Raw genomic sequence first — 19113 nt, 5'->3', positions numbered from 1 at the left:
AAAATCAGGGTTTCCTGGAAACGGGGTTGGTGGGCAGAACCACCTTGGAGGTTCGGGCGGGCAATTGCCAGGCGCCGCCGGCAAAGCCGCGGCACAGGCTGTCGCCCGATTCGCCGGTGAGCACGAAGCTGCGGCCGTCGAAATGCCATTCCTGCATGGACCAGCAGTCGCCGATGCCGCGTCCCTTCATGGAGGAGCGGATCGACCCGTCTGCCGCATCGAATTCGCCTTCGGCGTCGAGAAGTTGCGGCTGGTAGGGCGGGCGGTCGTTGGCCAGCCAGTGCAGTCCACCGAAATTGTAGGCGCCCATGGCACAGGGGATGGACAGCAGTACCTTGCGCTCCGTGAGGCGATGCACCTGCAGGTCGGCGGGTTGGGGGGCATCGCCGTTGCAGCGCTCGCTCACGTCCTTGCGGTCGATGGCGGCGAGCAGTGGCTTGGCCAGCGCGGCATCGGCCTTGCGCTCGGGCAGCGGCCGCATGGCGTTGAGCACCGGCGCAGGCACCGGGCCCAGCACCGATGCCTCGGCCTTGTTGCCGCGCCGCACCAGGGCGCCCGGCGTGCCGACGCGGCCCTGGGCCTCGTCCATCTTCAGCAGCACGGCGCTGGCACCGGCGAGCGACAGCACCCACCGGTCCTTGCCGGCGGTGACGGTGGCTTCCTCGTTCTTCAGCAGTTCCTGCAGCAACGCCGCCACCTGGCTTGCAGGAACGCGGGGAATCTCTCCCGCAAGGCCGGACAGCGAGAGCTTGCCCACCTTGAGGTTCAGCGACGGCGGCGTGGCCTTCTCGGTCGAGACCTGCAGGTCCACCAGCACCGGGGCGTCAGGCCCGGCCTCGCGGGTCAGGCGGATGGACACCGGCTCCGAGTCACCGGCCTCGGCCTGGTAGCCCACGGCCCGGCAGGCTCGGGTGTTGTCGCACTGCAGGCCCCAGTCCTTGTGCGTGAAGCCCACCGGCTCCTTGTCGGCCGCCTGTGCTGCCGGCAACACCAGTGCCAGCGCGCACGCAAGGGGTGCCAGGGCACGGTGGGCAGGGCAGACACGCATGGGGAAGGATCTCCGGTCAACAGCCCGCACGCCTCAGGCGGCGGTCTGCTGGCGTTTGCGGTACTGCTCCAGGAAGCGGGCCACGCGGCCGATGGCATCGCGCAGGTCGTCCTCGTGGGGCAGGAACACGATGCGGAAGTGGTCGGGCGCGGCCCAGTTGAAGCCCGTGCCCTGCACCAGCATGACCTTGGTCTCCTGCAGCAGTTCCAGGAAGAATTGCTGGTCGTCCTGGATGGGGTAGATGGCCGGGTCCAGGCGCGGGAACATGTACAGCGCAGCGCGCGGCTTGACGCAGGTCACGCCCGGGATGGCGGTGATCAGCTCGTACGCCAGGTCGCGCTGCTTGCGCAGGCGGCCGCCCTCGCCGACCAGCTCGTTGATGCTCTGGTGGCCGCCCAGCGCGGTCTGGATGGCCCACTGCCCTGGCACGTTGGCGCACAGGCGCATGTTGGAGAGCATGTTCAGGCCCTCGATGTAGTCGCGCGCAGGCTTCTTGTCGCCCGAGACCACCAGCCAGCCCGCACGGTAGCCACAGGAGCGGTAGCTCTTGGACAGCGAGTTGAAGGTGAGCGTGAGCACGTCCTCGCTGAGCGAGCCGATGGCGGTGTGCGTGGCGCCGTCGTAGAGCACCTTGTCGTAGACCTCGTCGGCAAAGATCACCAGGCCGTGCTCGCGAGCGATGGCCACGATGCCGCGCAGCAGCTCGTCCGAGTACAGCGCGCCCGTGGGGTTGTTCGGGTTGATGACCACGATGCCCTTGGTGCGCGGCGTGATCTTGGCGCGGATGTCGGCCAGGTCGGGCATCCAGCCATTGGCCTCTTCGCACAGGTAGTGCACGGGCGTGCCGCCCGAGAGGCTGGCCGCCGCCGTCCACAGCGGGTAGTCGGGCGAGGGAAGCAGCAGCTCGTCGCCGTTGTCCAGCAGGGCGTTGGTGGCCATGACGATCAGCTCGCTGGCGCCGTTGCCCAGGTAGATGTCGTCGAGGGCCACGCCCTTGATGCCCTGCTTTTGCGTCTCGTGCATCACGGCCTTGCGGGCCGCGAAGATGCCCTTGCTGTCCGAATAACCGGCCGAGTTGGGCAGGTTGCGGATCATGTCCTGCTGGATCTCTTCGGGCGCATCGAAGCCGAACACCGCGAGGTTGCCGATGTTGAGCTTGATGATCTTGTGGCCGTCTTCCTCCATCTGCTTGGCCGCGTCCATGATCGGGCCCCGGATGTCGTAGCAGACGTTGGCAAGCTTGGCGGATTTCTGGACGGTTTTCATGCGCAGGAAGGTGCAGTGGACAAAGTGCGGTTCGCACCAGGGTCGGCCAAAGCGGCCAGTGGTTGGGCGAAACCTATAATTTGACCACAGATCACCTGCGAGTCGGGCCCCGAGGCCCGCGCCGCGCGCACCCACCGAACACCATGAAATTCCAGCCGGACAAAGCCAATGCACAAACCGTCACGGGGTATGGCCCGGGGTGGATCGGGGTGGATGGCGAAAAGATCACCCACAGCGTGATCGTCGGCTCGGACGGCCTGCGCCAGGCGTGGCCCTGCGCGCGCTTCGAGGACCTTACGGCCGAGCATTTCGCACAATTGGCGAAGCTCGAGACCGAGCTCATCATCTTCGGCAGTGGCCAGCGCAACCGCTTTGTGCCGCCTGCATGGCTGCAGCCACTGATGGCGCGTCGCCTGGGCCTGGAGACCATGGACACGGCCGCCGCCTGCCGCACCTACAACATCCTGGCGGGCGAGGGGCGCAACGTGGTCGCCGCGCTGCTGCTTGAATCGGCGCCTTGAAATGCCCTCCATCGCGCGCCCGAAGACACCCAAGGTACTGAACAGGTTCCGGCCTGTGTACTTTGGTTACAGAATGCGATTCGCGAAAGAGTCCGTTTCAGGGTAAAATCTCCGGTTGCGGTCAGGGGCCTTCCAAAAGCAATAACACTCCCACTCCCCTGGCTTATCAACGACTACATCCTGAGAGATTGAAGTGATATGGCGATCGTTGTCAACAAACCCCTCCCTGAATTTGAAGCCAACGCAACGGGTGGACTGAAGGTCTCCAACACCTCGCACCTTGGCCAAGTTCTGGTTCTGTACTTCTATCCCAAGGACAACACCCCGGGCTGTACGACGGAGGCCATGCAGTTCCGCGACAAGTACAAGGACTTCGTGAAGGCCGGCGCCGCCGTGTTCGGCGTGTCGCGCGACAACATGAAGTCGCACGACGACTTCAAGGAAAAGCTGGAACTGCCGTTCGAGCTGATCGCCGACACCGAAGAGAAGATGTGCCACATGTTCGGCGTGGTCAAGAACAAGATCATGTACGGCAAGAAGGTCAAGGGCATCGAGCGCAGCACCTTCCTGGTCGGGCCCGATGGCCTGCTGGTCCAGGAATGGCGCGGCCTGAAGGTGCCCGGCCACGTGGACGAAGTCCTCAAGGCCGTCAAGGGCATCAAGACCCTGAAGAAGGCCGCCTGATCGCCGGCCACCCATGGCCCTCCCTGCACTGCGGGGAACCGCCTCGGGGAATAGGCATAATGGTTCAATGCCCCTGGAAACTGGAACGCTTCCCTCCCCCATAAAAGCCGCCTCGGCCTCCAGGCGGCTTTTTGTTTTCTGAATACCCTACTGCCCGAGGCCCTGCACACCATGCCCCTTCCTCCCGCTCCCGCACGACGCGCGGCCCTGCTCTCGCCCGAAGCCTATGACGTGACGGCCCAGCCCGGCCGCACCCCACAACCTGCCGCCTCCGAAGCCGTCGAATCCGCCGCCGCCCCGCGCGCGCCCGCCCGCAAGACCGCCGCCCGCGCAGCGCTGCAGGCTGTGCCCACCACGGCACAGGCGACCGAACCACAACGGACCGCAGGCCGCAACCGCAGCGAGCCGGTTGCAGCCCCCGCACCGGCGCCCACCCCTGCCACCGCGCGCAGCACCCCGCCTGGTCGCAAGACCGCACGCACTGCCGCCACTCCCACGGCCGCCGCAGCGCCAGCCAGCCGCACCAGCGGCAGCACCAAGCGCGCGCGCCCCAGTGGCCCGTCCAAGCTGTTCGTGCTGGACACCAACGTGCTGCTGCACGACCCGACCAGCCTGTTCCGCTTCGAAGAGCACGACATCTTCCTGCCGATGATCGTGCTGGAAGAGCTCGACGGCCACAAGAAGGGCATGACCGAAGTGGCCCGCAACGGCCGCCAGACCAGCCGCACCCTGGACGCCCTGGCCGGCGTGCACGGCGCCGACATCGCCCACGGCCTGAAGCTCGACTCCACGGGCCAGCGCGCCGCCGGCGGCCACCTGTTCTTCCAGACTGCACCGCTGGACTACAGCCTGCCCACCAGCCTGCCCCAGGGCAAGGCGGACAACCAGATCCTGGGGGTGGTGGAGGCCCTGCGCAAGCTGCACGCGCCGCGCGAGGTGGTGCTGGTGTCCAAGGACATCAACATGCGCGTCAAGGCGCGCGCCCTGGGCCTGAACGCCGAGGACTACCAGAACGACAAGACCCTGGAAGACGGCGACCTGCTGTACTCCGGCGTACTGGCCCTGCCGCCGGACTTCTGGGTCAAGAGCGGCAAGAACGTGGAAAGCTGGCAGAGCGGGGTGCACACCTACTACCGCATCGGCGGCCCCATCGTGCCGCAGCTGATGATCAACCAGTTCGCGTACTTCGAGGCCCCCGGCGAGCCCAGCCTGTTCGCGCGCGTGAGCGAGATCCGCGAAAAGACCGCGGTGCTGCAGACGCTCAAGGACTATGGCTCGGCCAAGCATGCGGTGTGGGGCGTGACCACGCGCAACCGCGAGCAGAACTACGCCATGAACCTGCTCATGGACCCCGAGATCGACTTCGTGACCCTGACCGGCACGGCCGGCACCGGCAAGACCCTGCTGGCCCTGGCCGCAGGCCTGACCCAGGTGCTGGACGACCGCCGCTACACCGAGATCATCATGACCCGGGCCACGGTGAGCGTGGGCGAGGACATCGGCTTTCTGCCCGGCACCGAAGAAGAGAAGATGGGCCCCTGGATGGGCGCGCTCGACGACAACCTGGAGTTCCTGGCCAAGGGCGATGGCGGCAATGCCGGCGAATGGGGGCGCGCCGCCACGAATGAGCTGATCAGGAGCCGCATCAAGATCAAGAGCATGAACTTCATGCGCGGGCGCACCTTCCTGAACAAGTACGTGATCATCGACGAAGCGCAGAACCTGACGCCCAAGCAGATGAAGACGCTGATCACCCGTGCCGGCCCCGGCACCAAGATCATCTGCATGGGCAACCTGGCGCAGATCGATACGCCCTACCTGACCGAAGGCTCCTCGGGCCTGACCTATGCGGTGGACCGCTTCAAGGGCTGGCCGCACAGCGGTCACATCACCCTGGCGCGGGGTGAGCGCTCACGCCTGGCGGACTTTGCCAGCGAAGTGCTCTAGAAATAGAGCACCCCCTGAGTCGCTTCGCGCCTTCACCCCTCTCTCGACTCGCTGCGCGAGTCGGGAGGGGGACGCCCCCGGTGCGGCGGGGCGGCCCTTGCACGGGGGCACTGGTCTGGGCCGCGCCGGTTTCATGCGTCACGGGCTATACCGCACACACTGAAAAACTGATTCCGCGCTAAAAATGCAAAAGGCCCCCGCCATTGGCGGGGGCCTTTTGCATAGGGGCGCCTCAACCTTGCGCGTCAATAGTCATCACCACCGCTGCCCATGGCGAGGTTTTCAAAGCGGGTCTGGTTCTTCTGGAAGAACAGCTTCACGGTGCCGGTGGGGCCGTTACGCTGCTTGCCGATGATGACCTCGGCCACGTTGGGCTCCTTGCTGTCCTTGTTGTAGTAGTCGTCGCGGTAGATGAACATGATGATGTCGGCATCCTGCTCGATGGCGCCCGATTCGCGCAGGTCGGACATCATGGGGCGCTTGTCGGTGCGCTGCTCGACCGAGCGGTTGAGCTGCGACAGCGCGATCACCGGGCACTGCAGCTCCTTGGCCAGCATCTTCAGGCCCCGGGAGATTTCGCCCAGCTCGGTGGCGCGGTTGTCGGCACTGCCGGCGCCCGAGCCGCTCATGAGCTGCAGGTAGTCGACCACGATCAGGCCCAGCTTGCCGCACTGGCGCGCCAGCCGGCGCGCATTGGCACGCAGCTCGCCGGGGGTCAGCCCTGGCGTTTCGTCGATGTGCAGCGACACGGTGCGCAGCCGCTCGATGGCCTCGGTCAGGCGCGGCCATTCTTCGTCGGTGAGCTTGCCGGTGCGCAGGTTGCCCTGGTTCACGCGGCCGATGGAGCCGACGATACGCACGGCCAGCTGGGCGGCACCCATTTCCATCGAGAAGATGGCGACGGGCAGGCCCTCGTTGAGCGCCACGTGCTCGGCGATGTTCACGGCAAACGAGGTCTTGCCCATGGAGGGGCGCGCTGCCAACACCACCATGTCACCCGCCTGCAGGCCCGAGGTCATGCGGTCCAGGTCGGCAAAGCCGGTGGGCACGCCGGTCACGTCCACCGGGTTGTCGGCCATCTCCTGCACCTTGTCGAGCAGGTCGATCACCAGCTTGTCGAGCGACTGGAAGCCTTGCTTGGTGCGCGAGCCCTCTTCGCCGATGGCGAAGATCTTGGCCTCGGCTTCATCCAGGATGCGCTCCACCGTCTTGCCCTGGGGGTTGAAGGCATTGGTGGAGATTTCATCGCTGGCCGTGACCAGCTTGCGCAGAATGGCGCGCTCGCGCACGATTTCCGCGTAGCGGCGGATGTTGCTCGCGCTCGGAACGTACTGCGCCAGGTTGTTCAGGTAGGTCAGGCCGCCTGCTTCCTGGGCATTGCCCAGGTTCTTCAGGTGCTCGAACACGGTGATCACGTCGGCAGGCTTGCTGCCGTTGATCAGCGCACCGATGGCCGAGTAGATCATCTGGTGCTCGTGCCGGTAGAAGTGGCTCTCCACCAGCAGGTCGCCCACCCGGTCCCAGGCGTTGTTGTCCAGCAGCAGGCCGCCGAGCACGCTGGACTCGGCCTCGATGGAGTGCGGTGGCGTGCGCAGCTTGGCAATCTCCTGGTCCTGTCCGGAACCGGAAGGCGGCACGAAACCCTGTTCATCGAGCGGGGGGAAGACAGCGGACATGGGGTTTTCTCCGGGCAGGGGCCTGAATGGATGCATTCCGGCCACCCGCCAAGTGCGGCAACCGGGGATAAACCTTGGGGCAATCTGTGGATTACCGGTGGGCAATCCTGTACAAATGGCGGGGTCGAAAAGACAAAAGCCGCCCGAGGGCGGCTTTCGCGGCAAGTCACGCAGGTTACTACGTGCTGGCGATCAGGCGGTTTCGCCGTAGACCGACACGGTGACTTCCACCACCACGTCGGTGTGCAGAGCCACGCTGACCGTGGTTTCGCTGACGACCTTGATCGGGCCGTTGGGCAGGCGAACCTGGGCCTTGGCAACCTTGTAGCCTTGCTTGCTCAGCTCTTCGGCGATGTCCTGGTTGGTCACGGAACCAAACAGACGGCCGTCCACGCCAGCCTTTTGCGTCAGCTTGACGGTGGTGCCGGCCAGCTTTTCGCCTTCGGCCTGGGCTTGCGCCAGCTTGGCGGCAGCAGCCTTTTCCAGTTCGACGCGCTTGGCTTCGAAATCAGCCTTGGCCGATTCGGTGGCGCGGCGTGCGCGGCCCGAAGGGATCAGGAAGTTGCGAGCGTAGCCGTCCTTGACCTTGACGATTTCGCCCAGGTTGCCGAGGTTCACAACCTTGTCGAGCAGAATGATTTGCATGGGTTGTGCTCCTTAGATCTTGTGCTGGTCGCTGTAAGGCACCAGGGCCAGGAAGCGGGCGCGCTTGATGGCGGTGTTCAGCTGGCGCTGGAAGATGGCGCGCGTGCCGGTCAGGCGCGCGGGGATGATCTTGCCGTTTTCGGCGATGAAATCGCGCAGCGTGTCGACATCCTTGTAGTCGATTTCTTCAACACCGGTCACCGTGAAGCGGCAAAAGCGCTTGCGCTTGAACAGCAGGGACTGGGTGTTGCGCTTTGGGCGCTTGTCTTTGTTGAACTTCTTGAACGTGGCCATTGCGGACCCCTTGGAAAATTAATTTTGTTGAATATCCTGGATGTGGAGCACAGCGTTCCTGCCATTGCGCGGCGTGGCGAGAAAGCCGCTGAAAGTCCATCGACTTCCAATCTGCTGCCTCGCAAGCCGCTCGGCCATCGCACCGAATGCGACGGCCTTCATGGCTGCCTTGACGTCCCGCGGCTCGCCTGCCTCGTTTTGCCTGGACTCGTGTTCGAGCCGCAGGGCAACAGCAGGCAAACCGGCGGGGGTGTAGCGCAGGGCCTCAGCCTCGGCGATACAGGCCGTCAAGACGACGCGGTTCTCCACTCCCGAGAGGGCTGTGGACGATCAGCGCTCGCCGGCAGCGGCGTATTCCGCCTGGCTGGCCTTGCGGGCTTCTTCGCGCTCGACGGTCTTCATCATCGAAGATGGGCCGGTGTCGGCCTTCTTCTTCTGAACCGTCAGGTGGCGCAGCACAGCGTCGTTGAACTTGAAGGCATGCTCCAGTTCAGCCATCACAGCCTGGTCGGCTTCGATGTTCACGCACAGGTAGTGGGCCTTGGCCAGCTTGTTGATCAGGTACGCCAGTTGACGGCGGCCCCAGTCTTCCACGCGGTGCACCTTGCCACCGCCAGCGGTGATCATGCCCTTGTAGCGCTCCAGCATGGCTGGAACTTGTTCGCTTTGATCCGGATGGATCAACAAAATGATTTCGTAATGACGCATGCATACTCCTTCTGGGTAAGACCACCCGCTGCGTCTAGAAGCGGTGTGGCAAGGCAAAGCCGTAGATTATAGCCCGCATCTTCGACCTTGTACACTCACCCCTGCTCCAAGAGGCTTGCCGCCCGGCCAATCCCCTCGCCCAGGTCGCCGCAGATGCCCCAGCATTGCGCGCGAACTTGAAATACCACACACACGCCCAACCTTGTGCGCGTACTGTTTTATTTACGAAGACCAAGACATGTCCGACAACAGCCAGCCAACCACCTCCCAAGACGCCTCCCCCGAAGAAATTGAAGCCGCCATGGCCGCCAATGCCTCTGACGAGCTGGCGCGCCTGCAAGGCGAGCTGGCCGAGCTCAAGGCCAAGAGCGCCGAGCTGGCCGACCAGTTCCTGCGCGCCAAGGCCGAGGCCGAAAACGCCCGCCGCCGCGCCGAAGACGAAGTCACCAAGGCCCGCAAGTTCGGTATCGAGAGCTTTGCCGAGAGCCTGCTGCCCGTGGCCGACAGCCTGGACGCCGCCCTGGGCATCAAGGAAGCCACGCCCCAGCAGCTGCGCGAAGGCGCCGACGCCACCCTGCGCCAGCTGACCTCGGCGCTGGAGCGCAACAAGGTGCTGGCCATCAACCCGCCTGCCGGCGAGAAGTTCGACCCCCACCAGCACCAGGCCATCAGCGTGGCGCCTGTCGAGCAGGAGCCCAATACCGTGGTGGCCGTGCTGCAAAAGGGCTACAAGATCGCCGACCGCGTGCTGCGCCCGGCGCTGGTGACCGTCACCGCCCCCAAATAAATGGTGGATAACGGCTTGAAGCCAGCCAAGTTATCCACACGTTACTAGTTATCCAAATCACTCAAACATCGCGGAGAAGAACATCATGGGAAGAATCATCGGTATTGACCTGGGCACCACCAACAGCTGCGTTTCCATCATGGAGGGCAACACGACCCGCGTGATCGAAAACAGCGAAGGCGCCCGCACCACGCCTTCCATCGTGGCCTACCAGGAAGACGGCGAGATCCTCGTCGGCGCCTCGGCCAAGCGCCAGGCCGTGACCAACCCGCGCAACACGCTGTACGCCGTGAAGCGCCTGATCGGCCGCAAGTTCACCGAGAAGGAAGTGCAAAAGGACATCGACCTGATGCCCTACAAGATCGTGCCCGCCGACAACGGCGACGCCTGGATCGAAGTGCGCGGCAACAAGCTGTCGGCCCAGCAGGTGTCTGCCGACATCCTGCGCAAGATGAAGAAGACGGCCGAAGACTACCTGGGCGAGCCCGTGACGGAAGCCGTCATCACCGTGCCCGCGTACTTCAACGACGCCCAGCGCCAGGCCACCAAGGATGCCGGCCGCATCGCCGGCCTGGACGTCAAGCGCATCATCAACGAACCCACCGCTGCCGCCCTGGCCTTCGGCCTGGACAAGCAGGAAAAGGGCGACCGCAAGATCGCCGTGTATGACCTGGGTGGCGGCACGTTCGACGTGTCCATCATCGAAATCGCCGATGTGGACGGCGAAAAGCAGTTCGAAGTGCTGTCGACCAACGGCGACACCTTCCTGGGCGGCGAAGACTTCGACCAGCGCATCATCGACTACATCATCAGCGAGTTCAAGAAGGAACAGGGCGTGGACCTGTCCAAGGACGTGCTGGCCCTGCAGCGCCTGAAGGAAGCCGCCGAAAAATCGAAGATCGAGCTGTCCAACTCGGCCGCGACCGACATCAACCTGCCCTACATCACGGCAGACGCCTCCGGTCCCAAGCACCTGAACATCAAGCTGACCCGCGCCAAGCTGGAAGCCCTGGTGGAAGAGCTGATCGAGCGCACCATTGCGCCTTGCCGCACGGCCATCAAGGACGCTGGCGTGTCGGTCTCCGACATCCACGACGTGATCCTGGTCGGCGGCATGACCCGCATGCCCAAGGTGCAGGAGAAGGTCAAGGAATTCTTCGGCAAGGAACCGCGCAAGGACGTGAACCCCGACGAAGCCGTGGCCGTGGGCGCCGCCATCCAGGGCCAGGTGCTCTCGGGTGACCGCAAGGACGTGCTGCTGCTGGACGTGACCCCCCTGTCCCTGGGTATTGAAACCCTGGGCGGCGTCATGACCAAGATGATCACCAAGAACACCACGATCCCGACGAAGTTCGCACAGACCTTCTCGACCGCCGACGACAACCAGCCGGCCGTGACGATCAAGGTGTTCCAGGGCGAGCGCGAAATGGCCTCGGGCAACAAGGCCCTGGGTGAGTTCAACCTCGAAGGCATTCCACCCGCTGCACGCGGCACGCCGCAGATCGAGGTGTCGTTCGACATCGACGCCAACGGCATCCTGCATGTGGGCGCAAAGGACAAAGGCACGGGCAAGGAAAACAAGATCACCATCAAGGCCAGCTCCGGCCTGTCGGAAGAAGAAATCCAGAAGATGGTGAAGGACGCCGAGCTCAACGCGGCCGACGACAAGAAGAAGCTGGAGCTGATCCAGGCGCGCAACCAGGGCGAAGCCGCCGTGCACAGCGTGAACAAGAGCCTGGCCGAGCATGGCGACAAGCTCGACGCCGCGGAGAAGGAAGCGATCACCTCGGCCGCGAAGGCCCTGGAAGACGTGCTCAAGGGCGAAGACAAGGCCGCCATCGAGGAAAAGACGACCGCGCTGATGGCTGCCAGCCAGAAGCTGGGCGAGAAGATGTACGCCGACGCGCAAGCCGCGCAGGCGGCGGCCGGTGCCGGTGCGGGCGACGCATCGGGCGGCCAGCAGGCATCCTCCTCCAACAGCAAGCCCGACGACGACAACGTGGTCGATGCCGAGGTGAAGGAAGTCAAGAAGGGCTGAACACGCCCCGTTTGACCCGATCCGCCGCGCGAGTTTCCTGACCAGGGGGCTTGCGCGGCGTTCCTGTTCCAACCGGGCCCAGAAAGACCATGTCCAAACGAGACTTTTACGAAATCCTGGGCGTTCCCAAGAACGCCTCGGACGAAGAAATCAAGAAGGCCTATCGCAAGCTGGCGATGAAGCACCACCCTGACCGCAACCAGGGTGATGCCTCCAAGCCTGCGGAAGAGAAGTTCAAGGAGGCCAAGGAGGCCTACGAGATGCTCTCCGACCCGCAAAAGCGGGCCGCCTACGACCAGTATGGCCACGCCGGGGTGGACCCCAACATGCGCGGGCCCGGTGGCGCGGGCGCCGAGGGCTTCGGCGGCTTTGCCGAGGCGTTCGGCGACATCTTCGGCGACATGTTCGGCCAGCAGGGCGGGCGCGGACGCGGCGCCGGTGGAGGCCGCCAGGTCTACCGCGGCAGCGACCTGAGCTACGCCATGGAGATCACCCTGGAAGAGGCCGCGCGCGGCAAGGATGCCCAGATCCGCATCCCCTCGTGGGAGGCCTGCGACACCTGCCACGGCAGCGGCGCCAAGCCCGGCACCAGCGCCAAGACCTGCGCCACCTGCACGGGCAGCGGCACGGTGCAGATGCGCCAGGGCTTCTTCAGCGTGCAGCAGACCTGCCCGCACTGCCGCGGCACGGGCAAGATCATTCCCGAGCCCTGCACCACCTGCCACGGCCAGGGCAAGCTCAAGAAGCAAAAGACGCTGGAAGTGAAGATCCCTTCGGGCATCGACGACGGCATGCGCATCCGCAGCACCGGCAATGGCGAGCCCGGCACCAATGGTGGTCCGCCAGGCGACCTGTACATCGAGATCCGCCTGAAGAAGCACGACATCTTCGAGCGCGACGGCGACGACCTGCACTGCCAGGTGCCCGTGAGCTTCATCACGGCGGCGCTGGGCGGCGAGATCGAAGTGCCCACGCTGGCGGGCAAGGCGGCCATCGACATCCCCGAAGGCACCCAGGCCGGCAAGCAGTTTCGCCTGCGCGGCAAGGGCATCAAGGGCGTGCGCGCCAGCTACCCGGGCGACCTGTACTGCCACATCGCGGTCGAGACCCCGGTCAAGCTGACCGAGCACCAGCGCAAGCTGCTGCGCGAGCTGGAAGACTCCCTGAAAAAGGGTGGCGCCCGCCACTCGCCCAGCGGCGAAAGCTGGACGGACCGGCTGAAGAACTTCTTCAGCTGACCGCCCCAGGCAAGAGCCCCCTGCAACCGCACAGCGCCACCGGCCTGTGCGGTTTTTTCTTGCCCCACGCGCTCCGCGAAGACCCCACCCGCGATGGACGACATCGCGGTTCACGATGACCCACTGGCGCCATTTATAGGAAAATACAAAAACACCTTCTCGAAACGAGAAGCAAAAGACACCCAACCCCGATGAAAAGCTCCGAGCGCAGTTTTGCGCGCCGCATTGACCTCACTTCGCTGCAGCTGTTTGTGGCGGTGTGCGAACTCGGCAGCATCGGCCGCGCGGCGGAGCGCGAATTCATCGCGGCCTCGGCCGTCAGCAAGCGCCTGTCGGACCTGGAAACCGCCGTGGACACGGCCCTGCTCTACCGCCACAGCAGGGGCGTGACGCTGACCCCTGCCGGCGAGAGCCTGCTGCACCACGCACGCACGGTGCTCTTCGGCCTGGAGCGCATGCAGGGCGAACTCAGCGAATACGCCGACGGGGTGCGCGGCCATGTGCGCATGCACGCCAACATCTCGGCCATCTTCCAGTTCCTGCCCGAGGACCTGGGGGCGTTCGCGCGTGCGCACAGCCAGATCAAGATCGACCTGCAGGAGCACCTGAGCAGCGACGTGCTGAACGCCGTGCACGAGGGTGCGGCCGACCTGGGCATCTGCAACGTCGGCATGGCCACGGGCACCGGCGGCACCGGGCTGCAAAGCCGCCCCTACCGCGCCGACCACCTGGTATTGGTGGTGCCCGAGGCACATGCATTGGCACAGCACGCCGCCATCGGCTTCGAAGAGGTGCTGGACTGGGACATCGTGGGCCTGCACGCCAACAGCAGCATCAGCCTGGCGATGCGCGCAGCGGCCGCAGCCACCGGGCGCCCTTTGCGCCAGCGCATCCAGGTCACCGGCCTCGATGCCATGTGCCGCATGATCGACAACGGCCTGGGCGTGGGCCTGCTGCCCGACCGCGCCTTCGAGCTGATGCGCGGCGTGGGCCACCTGCGCGCCATTCCGCTGGCCGAGGCATGGGCCCATCGCGAGCTGCGCGTGGTGGCCCGCGATTTCGACGCCCTGCCGGTGACCGCGCGGCTGCTGGTGGAGCACCTGGCACCGCTGCAGCCCGACGTGGTGAGCGCCCACGCACATCCCGCCCCTGGCACGCTTTTGCCTGCGGGCACGCCCCATTAAAATCACATTACCCACCTGAAAGAGACACACCATGGGACGCACCCTGTACGACAAGATCTGGGACGAGCACGTTGTCCACACCGAAGAGGACGGCACCTCCATCCTCTACATCGACCGCCACCTGGTGCACGAAGTCACCAGCCCCCAGGCCTTCGAAGGTCTGCGCGAGGCGGGCCGCAAGGTGTGGCGCATGAGCTCCATCGTCGCCACCGCCGACCACAACACCCCCACCACGGGCTGGGAGAGTGGCTACGACGGCATCACCGACCCGATCAGCAAGGAACAGATCACCACGCTGAACGACAACATGGCGCAGATCCAGCCGGCGGCGTTCTTCCCGTTCATGCACAAGCGCCAGGGCATCGTGCACGTGATCGGGCCTGAGAACGGCGCCACCCTGCCGGGCATGACCGTGGTCTGCGGCGACAGCCACACCAGCACGCACGGCGCCTTCGGTGCACTGGCCCACGGCATCGGCACCTCCGAGGTCGAGCACGTCATGGCCACCCAGACCCTCTTGGCCAAGAAGGCCAAGAACATGCTGGTGCAGGTGGACGGCCAGCTCGCCAAGGGCATCACCGCCAAGGACATCGTGCTGGCCATCATCGGCAAGATCGGCACGGCCGGCGGCACGGGCTACACCATCGAGTTCGCAGGCTCGGCCATCCGCGGCCTGTCCATCGAAGGCCGCATGACCGTGTGCAACATGGCCATCGAAGGCGGCGCACGCGCCGGCCTGGTGGCCGTGGACGACAAGACCATCGAATACGTGCGCGGCCGCCCCCTGTCGCCCACGGGCGTGGAGTGGGACCAGGCCGTGGCCTACTGGAAGACCCTGCAATCGGACCCCGACGCGCACTTCGATGCCGTGGTCAAGCTCGACGCAGCCGACATCCTGCCGCAGGTCACCTGGGGCACCTCGCCCGAGATGGTTCTGGGCATCGACGCCCGCGTGCCCGATCCCGACAAGGAAAAGGACGCCAACAAGCGCGGCGCCATCGAGCGCGCGCTGACCTACATGGGCCTCACCCCCGGCAAGCCGATCAACGACATCACCATCGACAAGGTGTTCATCGGCTCGTGCACCAACAGCCGCATCGAGGACATGCGCGAAGCCGCTGCCGTGGTCAAGAAGCTCGGCCGCAAGGTGGCCAGCAACGTGAAGCTGGCCATGGTGGTACCCGGTTCGGGCCTGGTCAAGGAGCAGGCCGAGCGCGAAGGCCTGCACGAGATCTTCAAGGCTGCGGGCTTCGAATGGCGCGAGCCCGGCTGCTCCATGTGCCTGGCCATGAACGCCGACCGCCTGGAGCCCGGCGAGCGCTGCGCCAGCACCAGCAACCGCAACTTCGAAGGCCGCCAGGGTGCTGGCGGCCGCACCCACCTGGTGAGCCCCGCCATGGCCGCAGCCGCTGCCGTGCACGGCCACTTCGTGGACATCCGCCAGTTCGCCTGAACCCTTCATCCCCCCATTGATCCAACCCCCGTTGGCCTTTCCACCGCCCCTAGGAGCCCCTTCATGAAGAAGACTGCCGCATTCATCGCCTTTTCGCTGGCTTTCCTCCTGGCCGGCTGCAACACCGTCAAGGGCGTGGGCCAGGACGTCCAGCGGGCAGGCGGCGCCCTCGAGCGCGCTGCCAACAAGTAATCAGGCACACCACCATGCAGAAATTCACCTTGCTCAAGGGCCTCGTGGCCCCCATGGACCGCGAGAACGTCGACACCGACGCCATCATCCCCAAGCAGTTCCTCAAGTCGATCAAGAAGACCGGCTTTGGCGTGAACCTGTTCGACGAATGGCGCTATCTGGACCACGGCGAGCCCGGCCAGGACCCCGCCAGCCGCAAGCCCAACCCCGACTTCGTGCTCAACCAGCCGCGCTACCAGGGCGCCTCGGTGCTGCTGGCACGCAAGAACTTCGGCTGCGGATCGAGCCGCGAGCACGCGCCCTGGGCGCTGGACCAGTTCGGCTTTCGCGCCGTGATCGCGCCGAGCTTTGCCGACATCTTCTTCAACAACTGCTTCAAGAACGGCCTCTTGCCCATCGTGCTGCCCGAAGCCACGGTGGCCCAGCTGTTCGACGAGGTGCTGGCCTTCCCCGGCTACCAGCTCACCGTGGATCTGGAACGCCAGGTGGTCGTGCGCCCGCAGGGCGAAGAGATTCCGTTCGAGGTGCAGGCGTTTCGCAAGTACTGCCTGCTCAACGGCTTCGACGACATCGGCCTGACGCTGCGCCAGTCCGACAAGATTCGCGCCTTCGAGGCGCAGCGCCTGGCCACCAAGCCCTGGCTTGCGCACAGCATGGTCTCCTGACCACACCACCAGTTCATCGACCAGTGGCCGTCCACCCGGCAATGGCGCCGGGGCGCGGCCATTCACTTTAAGAAGAAGTTCTTCATGAAAATCGCAGTTCTGCCGGGTGACGGCATCGGCACCGAAATCGTCGCGGAGGCCGTCAAGGTCCTCGAAGTGCTGGACCTCCAGTTCGAGATGGAATCGGCCCTGGTGGGCGGCGCCGCCTACGAGGCGCACGGCCACCCCCTGCCCGACGCCACGCTGAAGCTGGCCAAGGACGCTGACGCCATCCTGTTCGGCGCCGTGGGCGACTGGAAGTACGACAAGCTCGACCGCCCCCTGCGCCCCGAGCAGGCCATCCTGGGCCTGCGCAAGAACCTGGGCCTGTTCGCCAACTTCCGCCCTGCCATCTGCTACGAGCAACTGGTGGGCGCATCGAGCCTCAAGCCCGAACTGATTTCGGGCCTGGATATCCTCATCATCCGCGAGCTGACGGGCGACATCTACTTCGGCCAGCCGCGTGGCCGCCGCATCGCCACCGATGGCCACTTCCCCGGTGCCGAAGAGGCCTTCGACACCATGCGCTACAGCCGCCCCGAGGTGGAACGCATCGCGCACGTGGCCTTCCAGGCCGCACGCAAGCGCAGCAAGCGCGTGACCAGCGTGGACAAGGCCAACGTGCTCGAGACCTTCCAGTTCTGGAAGGACATCGTGACCGAAGTCGGCAAGGAATACCCCGACGTGGAACTGGACCACATGTACGTGGACAACGCCGCCATGCAGCTGGTGCGCGCACCGAAGAAGTTCGACGTGGTGGTGACGGGCAACATGTTCGGCGACATCCTCTCGGACGAAGCCTCCATGCTCACCGGCTCCATCGGCATGCTGCCCTCGGCCTCGCTCAACAGCAGCAACCAGGGCCTGTACGAGCCCAGCCATGGCAGCGCACCCGACATCGCCGGCAAGGGCGTGGCCAACCCACTGGCCACCATCCTCTCGGCCGCGATGATGCTGCGCTTCTCGCTGAACCAGGAAGCCGCCGCCCAACGCATCGAAGCTGCCGTGCAGGCGGTGCTGGCCCAGGGCCTGCGCACGCCCGACATCTGGAGCGAAGGCACGACCAAGGTCGGCACCGCGCAGATGGGCGACGCCGTCGTGCAGGCGCTCAAGTAACAGGCATCTGCACGGTGCAAGGGGCGGCCTCGGGGCCGCCCTTTTTCGTTGTGCAATGCCGTCGCGCTGGTCCCTTGAGCGCTGTACCGGGCTTGCGATATACTCCTGACCCTATGTTTGCCGCCCACACGTTCGCCCTGAACATTGCACCCGCCGCCACGGCCGGTGTGGCTGCGCGCGCAACCATCACCAAAACCACGACCATTAAGGGCTGACTCAGCCTGGTTCGTCGTGCGCCCCTCCTGGCCTGACGAGCCAGGCGAGCAGTCCGGTCTGGCACTGTTTCTCAATCTGAAAGGGCGTTGAAATGAGCAAGTTGGTAGGTTTGGTCGGCTGGCGCGGCATGGTCGGCTCGGTGTTGATGGATCGCATGGCCGAAGAAAATGACTTCGACCTGATCGAGCCATTGTTCTTCTCCACCTCCAACGCGGGCGGCAAGGCCCCTGCGATGGCAAAGAACGAGACCACGCTGCAGGACGCGTTCAACATCGACGCCTTGAAGCGCTGCGACATCATCATCACCGCCCAGGGCGGCGAGTACACCTCCGAAGTCTTCCCCAAGCTGCGCGCTGCCGGCTGGAACGGCCACTGGATCGACGCCGCCTCCACGCTGCGCATGGAAAAGGACGCCGTCATCATCCTCGACCCGGTGAACCTGCCCGTCATCCAGGATGCACTGGCCAAGGGCGGCAAGAACTGGGTCGGCGGCAACTGCACCGTGAGCTGCATGCTGATGGGCGTGGGCGCACTGTACAAGGCCGGCCTCGTCGAGTGGATGAGCACCCAGACCTACCAGGCCGCCAGCGGCGGCGGCGCCCAGCACATGCGCGAACTGCTCACGCAGTACGGCACGCTGAACGCCGAGGTGAAGTCCCTGCTGGACGACCCCAAGAGCGCCATCCTGGAGATCGACCGCAAGGTCATCGCCAAGCAGCGCGCCCTCTCCGGTGCCGAGACGGCCAACTTCGGCGTGCCGCTGGGCGGCTCGCTGATCCCCTGGATAGACAAGGACCTGGGCAACGGCATGTCCAAGGAAGAGTGGAAGGGCATGGCCGAGACCAACAAGATCCTGGGCCAGGGCGAAGGCTTCAATGCCCCCGCCATCCCGGTGGACGGTTTCTGCGTGCGCGTGGGCGCCATGCGCTGCCACAGCCAGGCCCTGACCTTCAAGCTCAAGAAGGACGTGCCCGTGGCCGACATCGAGGCCATGATCGCCGCCGACAACGAGTGGGTGAAGGTGGTTCCCAACACGCGCGAGGCCACCATCAAGGACCTGACGCCCGTGGCCGTCACCGGCACCATGACCATCCCCGTGGGCCGAGTGCGCAAGCTGGCCATGGGCCCCGAGTACGTTGGCGCCTTCACCATCGGCGACCAGTTGCTCTGGGGTGCTGCCGAACCGCTGCGCCGCATGCTGCGCATCCTGCTGGCAGCGTAAACTACGCCCCGGCAAGCCCCGTAAAAGCGCGCGCAATGCAGATTGCGCGCGCTTTTTTGTGCCCAGCAGCCTGACACACCCAGTTACGTGACGTTGGCAATTGGCAACATCTGAATGCCCCAATCTGGTGCATGGACACCGGGGGCAAAGCTTCCGCGCCACCTCAGCTTGTCA

19 protein-coding genes are annotated in these 19113 nt (G+C 65.1%); 12 read left to right on the top strand and 7 right to left on the bottom strand.

From position 1 onward, the window contains the following. Window positions 1-4: 4 nt before the first annotated feature. Together ACSQ9E_RS03885 and ACSQ9E_RS03880 are read right to left on the bottom strand one after the other, a co-directional pair. Window positions 5-1048: a DUF1176 domain-containing protein gene (locus tag ACSQ9E_RS03885; RefSeq protein ID WP_436216952.1), complete on the bottom strand. Its 1044-nt coding sequence runs from the start codon at window positions 1046-1048 to the stop codon at window positions 5-7. Between the two features lie 33 nt (window positions 1049-1081). Next, window positions 1082-2314, bottom strand: a complete 1233-nt coding sequence (locus ACSQ9E_RS03880; RefSeq protein ID WP_436216951.1) for a pyridoxal phosphate-dependent aminotransferase — start codon at window positions 2312-2314, stop codon at window positions 1082-1084. Window positions 2315-2457: 143 nt separating this feature from the next. On the opposite strand from ACSQ9E_RS03880, the gene ACSQ9E_RS03875 reads away from it, so the two are divergent. From ACSQ9E_RS03875 to ACSQ9E_RS03865, 3 genes are all read left to right on the top strand, one after another. Beyond that, on the top strand, window positions 2458-2835 hold the full coding sequence (locus ACSQ9E_RS03875; RefSeq protein WP_427999701.1) for an Mth938-like domain-containing protein: 378 nt from the start codon (window positions 2458-2460) through the stop codon (window positions 2833-2835). A 198-nt stretch (window positions 2836-3033) separates the two neighbouring features. Beyond that, a complete protein-coding gene (locus tag ACSQ9E_RS03870; protein ID WP_057202147.1) occupies window positions 3034-3519 on the top strand; it encodes a peroxiredoxin in 486 nt (161 codons plus the stop codon). Between the two features lie 171 nt (window positions 3520-3690). Further along, window positions 3691-5466 (top strand): PhoH family protein, encoded by a 1776-nt coding sequence (locus tag ACSQ9E_RS03865; RefSeq protein WP_057268473.1) that lies wholly within the window; start codon window positions 3691-3693, stop codon window positions 5464-5466. A 245-nt stretch (window positions 5467-5711) separates the two neighbouring features. Here the strand turns inward: ACSQ9E_RS03865 and dnaB are convergent, their stop codons facing one another. The 5 genes from dnaB to rpsF form a co-directional block, all read right to left on the bottom strand. Continuing rightward, on the bottom strand, window positions 5712-7142 hold the full coding sequence (dnaB, locus tag ACSQ9E_RS03860; protein ID WP_057202145.1) for a replicative DNA helicase: 1431 nt from the start codon (window positions 7140-7142) through the stop codon (window positions 5712-5714). 192 nt (window positions 7143-7334) lie between these two features. Next, window positions 7335-7787, bottom strand: a complete 453-nt coding sequence (gene rplI, locus ACSQ9E_RS03855) for a 50S ribosomal protein L9 (protein ID WP_057202144.1) — start codon at window positions 7785-7787, stop codon at window positions 7335-7337. 12 nt (window positions 7788-7799) lie between these two features. Next, window positions 7800-8081, bottom strand: coding sequence for a 30S ribosomal protein S18 (rpsR, locus tag ACSQ9E_RS03850; protein WP_005795932.1), 282 nt, complete (start codon window positions 8079-8081; stop codon window positions 7800-7802). Window positions 8082-8099: 18 nt separating this feature from the next. Next, window positions 8100-8390 carry a primosomal replication protein N gene (gene priB / locus ACSQ9E_RS03845; RefSeq protein ID WP_057202143.1) on the bottom strand — a complete coding sequence of 97 codons (291 nt, stop codon included), beginning with the start codon at window positions 8388-8390 and terminating at the stop codon, window positions 8100-8102. A 21-nt stretch (window positions 8391-8411) separates the two neighbouring features. After that, window positions 8412-8789, bottom strand: coding sequence for a 30S ribosomal protein S6 (gene rpsF / locus ACSQ9E_RS03840; RefSeq protein ID WP_057202142.1), 378 nt, complete (start codon window positions 8787-8789; stop codon window positions 8412-8414). 238 nt (window positions 8790-9027) lie between these two features. Here rpsF and grpE point away from each other — a divergent pair, with 238 nt between their 5' ends. From grpE to asd, 9 genes are all read left to right on the top strand, one after another. Further along, complete coding sequence (grpE, locus tag ACSQ9E_RS03835; protein ID WP_057268499.1) at window positions 9028-9576, top strand: nucleotide exchange factor GrpE; 549 nt, start codon at window positions 9028-9030, stop codon at window positions 9574-9576. A gap of 85 nt (window positions 9577-9661) precedes the next feature. After that, on the top strand, window positions 9662-11614 hold the full coding sequence (gene dnaK, locus ACSQ9E_RS03830; protein WP_057202140.1) for a molecular chaperone DnaK: 1953 nt from the start codon (window positions 9662-9664) through the stop codon (window positions 11612-11614). Window positions 11615-11703: 89 nt separating this feature from the next. After that, window positions 11704-12852, top strand: coding sequence for a molecular chaperone DnaJ (gene dnaJ / locus ACSQ9E_RS03825; RefSeq protein WP_427999698.1), 1149 nt, complete (start codon window positions 11704-11706; stop codon window positions 12850-12852). Window positions 12853-13043: 191 nt separating this feature from the next. Further along, window positions 13044-14036 (top strand): LysR family transcriptional regulator, encoded by a 993-nt coding sequence (locus ACSQ9E_RS03820; protein WP_057268471.1) that lies wholly within the window; start codon window positions 13044-13046, stop codon window positions 14034-14036. A gap of 31 nt (window positions 14037-14067) precedes the next feature. Beyond that, window positions 14068-15489: a 3-isopropylmalate dehydratase large subunit gene (gene leuC, locus ACSQ9E_RS03815; protein WP_305742279.1), complete on the top strand. Its 1422-nt coding sequence runs from the start codon at window positions 14068-14070 to the stop codon at window positions 15487-15489. A gap of 63 nt (window positions 15490-15552) precedes the next feature. Then, window positions 15553-15681 carry an entericidin A/B family lipoprotein gene (locus tag ACSQ9E_RS03810; protein WP_057202136.1) on the top strand — a complete coding sequence of 43 codons (129 nt, stop codon included), beginning with the start codon at window positions 15553-15555 and terminating at the stop codon, window positions 15679-15681. A gap of 14 nt (window positions 15682-15695) precedes the next feature. Then, the gene (leuD, locus tag ACSQ9E_RS03805; protein ID WP_057202135.1) at window positions 15696-16346 is read left to right on the top strand and encodes a 3-isopropylmalate dehydratase small subunit; all 651 of its coding nucleotides are present in this window, start codon (window positions 15696-15698) and stop codon (window positions 16344-16346) included. An 84-nt stretch (window positions 16347-16430) separates the two neighbouring features. After that, complete coding sequence (gene leuB, locus ACSQ9E_RS03800; RefSeq protein WP_057202134.1) at window positions 16431-17501, top strand: 3-isopropylmalate dehydrogenase; 1071 nt, start codon at window positions 16431-16433, stop codon at window positions 17499-17501. Between the two features lie 307 nt (window positions 17502-17808). Next, window positions 17809-18939 carry an aspartate-semialdehyde dehydrogenase gene (gene asd / locus ACSQ9E_RS03795; RefSeq protein ID WP_436216950.1) on the top strand — a complete coding sequence of 377 codons (1131 nt, stop codon included), beginning with the start codon at window positions 17809-17811 and terminating at the stop codon, window positions 18937-18939. Window positions 18940-19113: the final 174 nt, after the last annotated feature.

Origin of the sequence: Acidovorax sp. LjRoot118, from assembly GCF_964253575.1 — a bacterium.
GTDB lineage: Bacteria > Pseudomonadota > Gammaproteobacteria > Burkholderiales > Burkholderiaceae_C > Acidovorax.
This window is presented reverse-complemented; position numbering and strand designations above follow the sequence as displayed.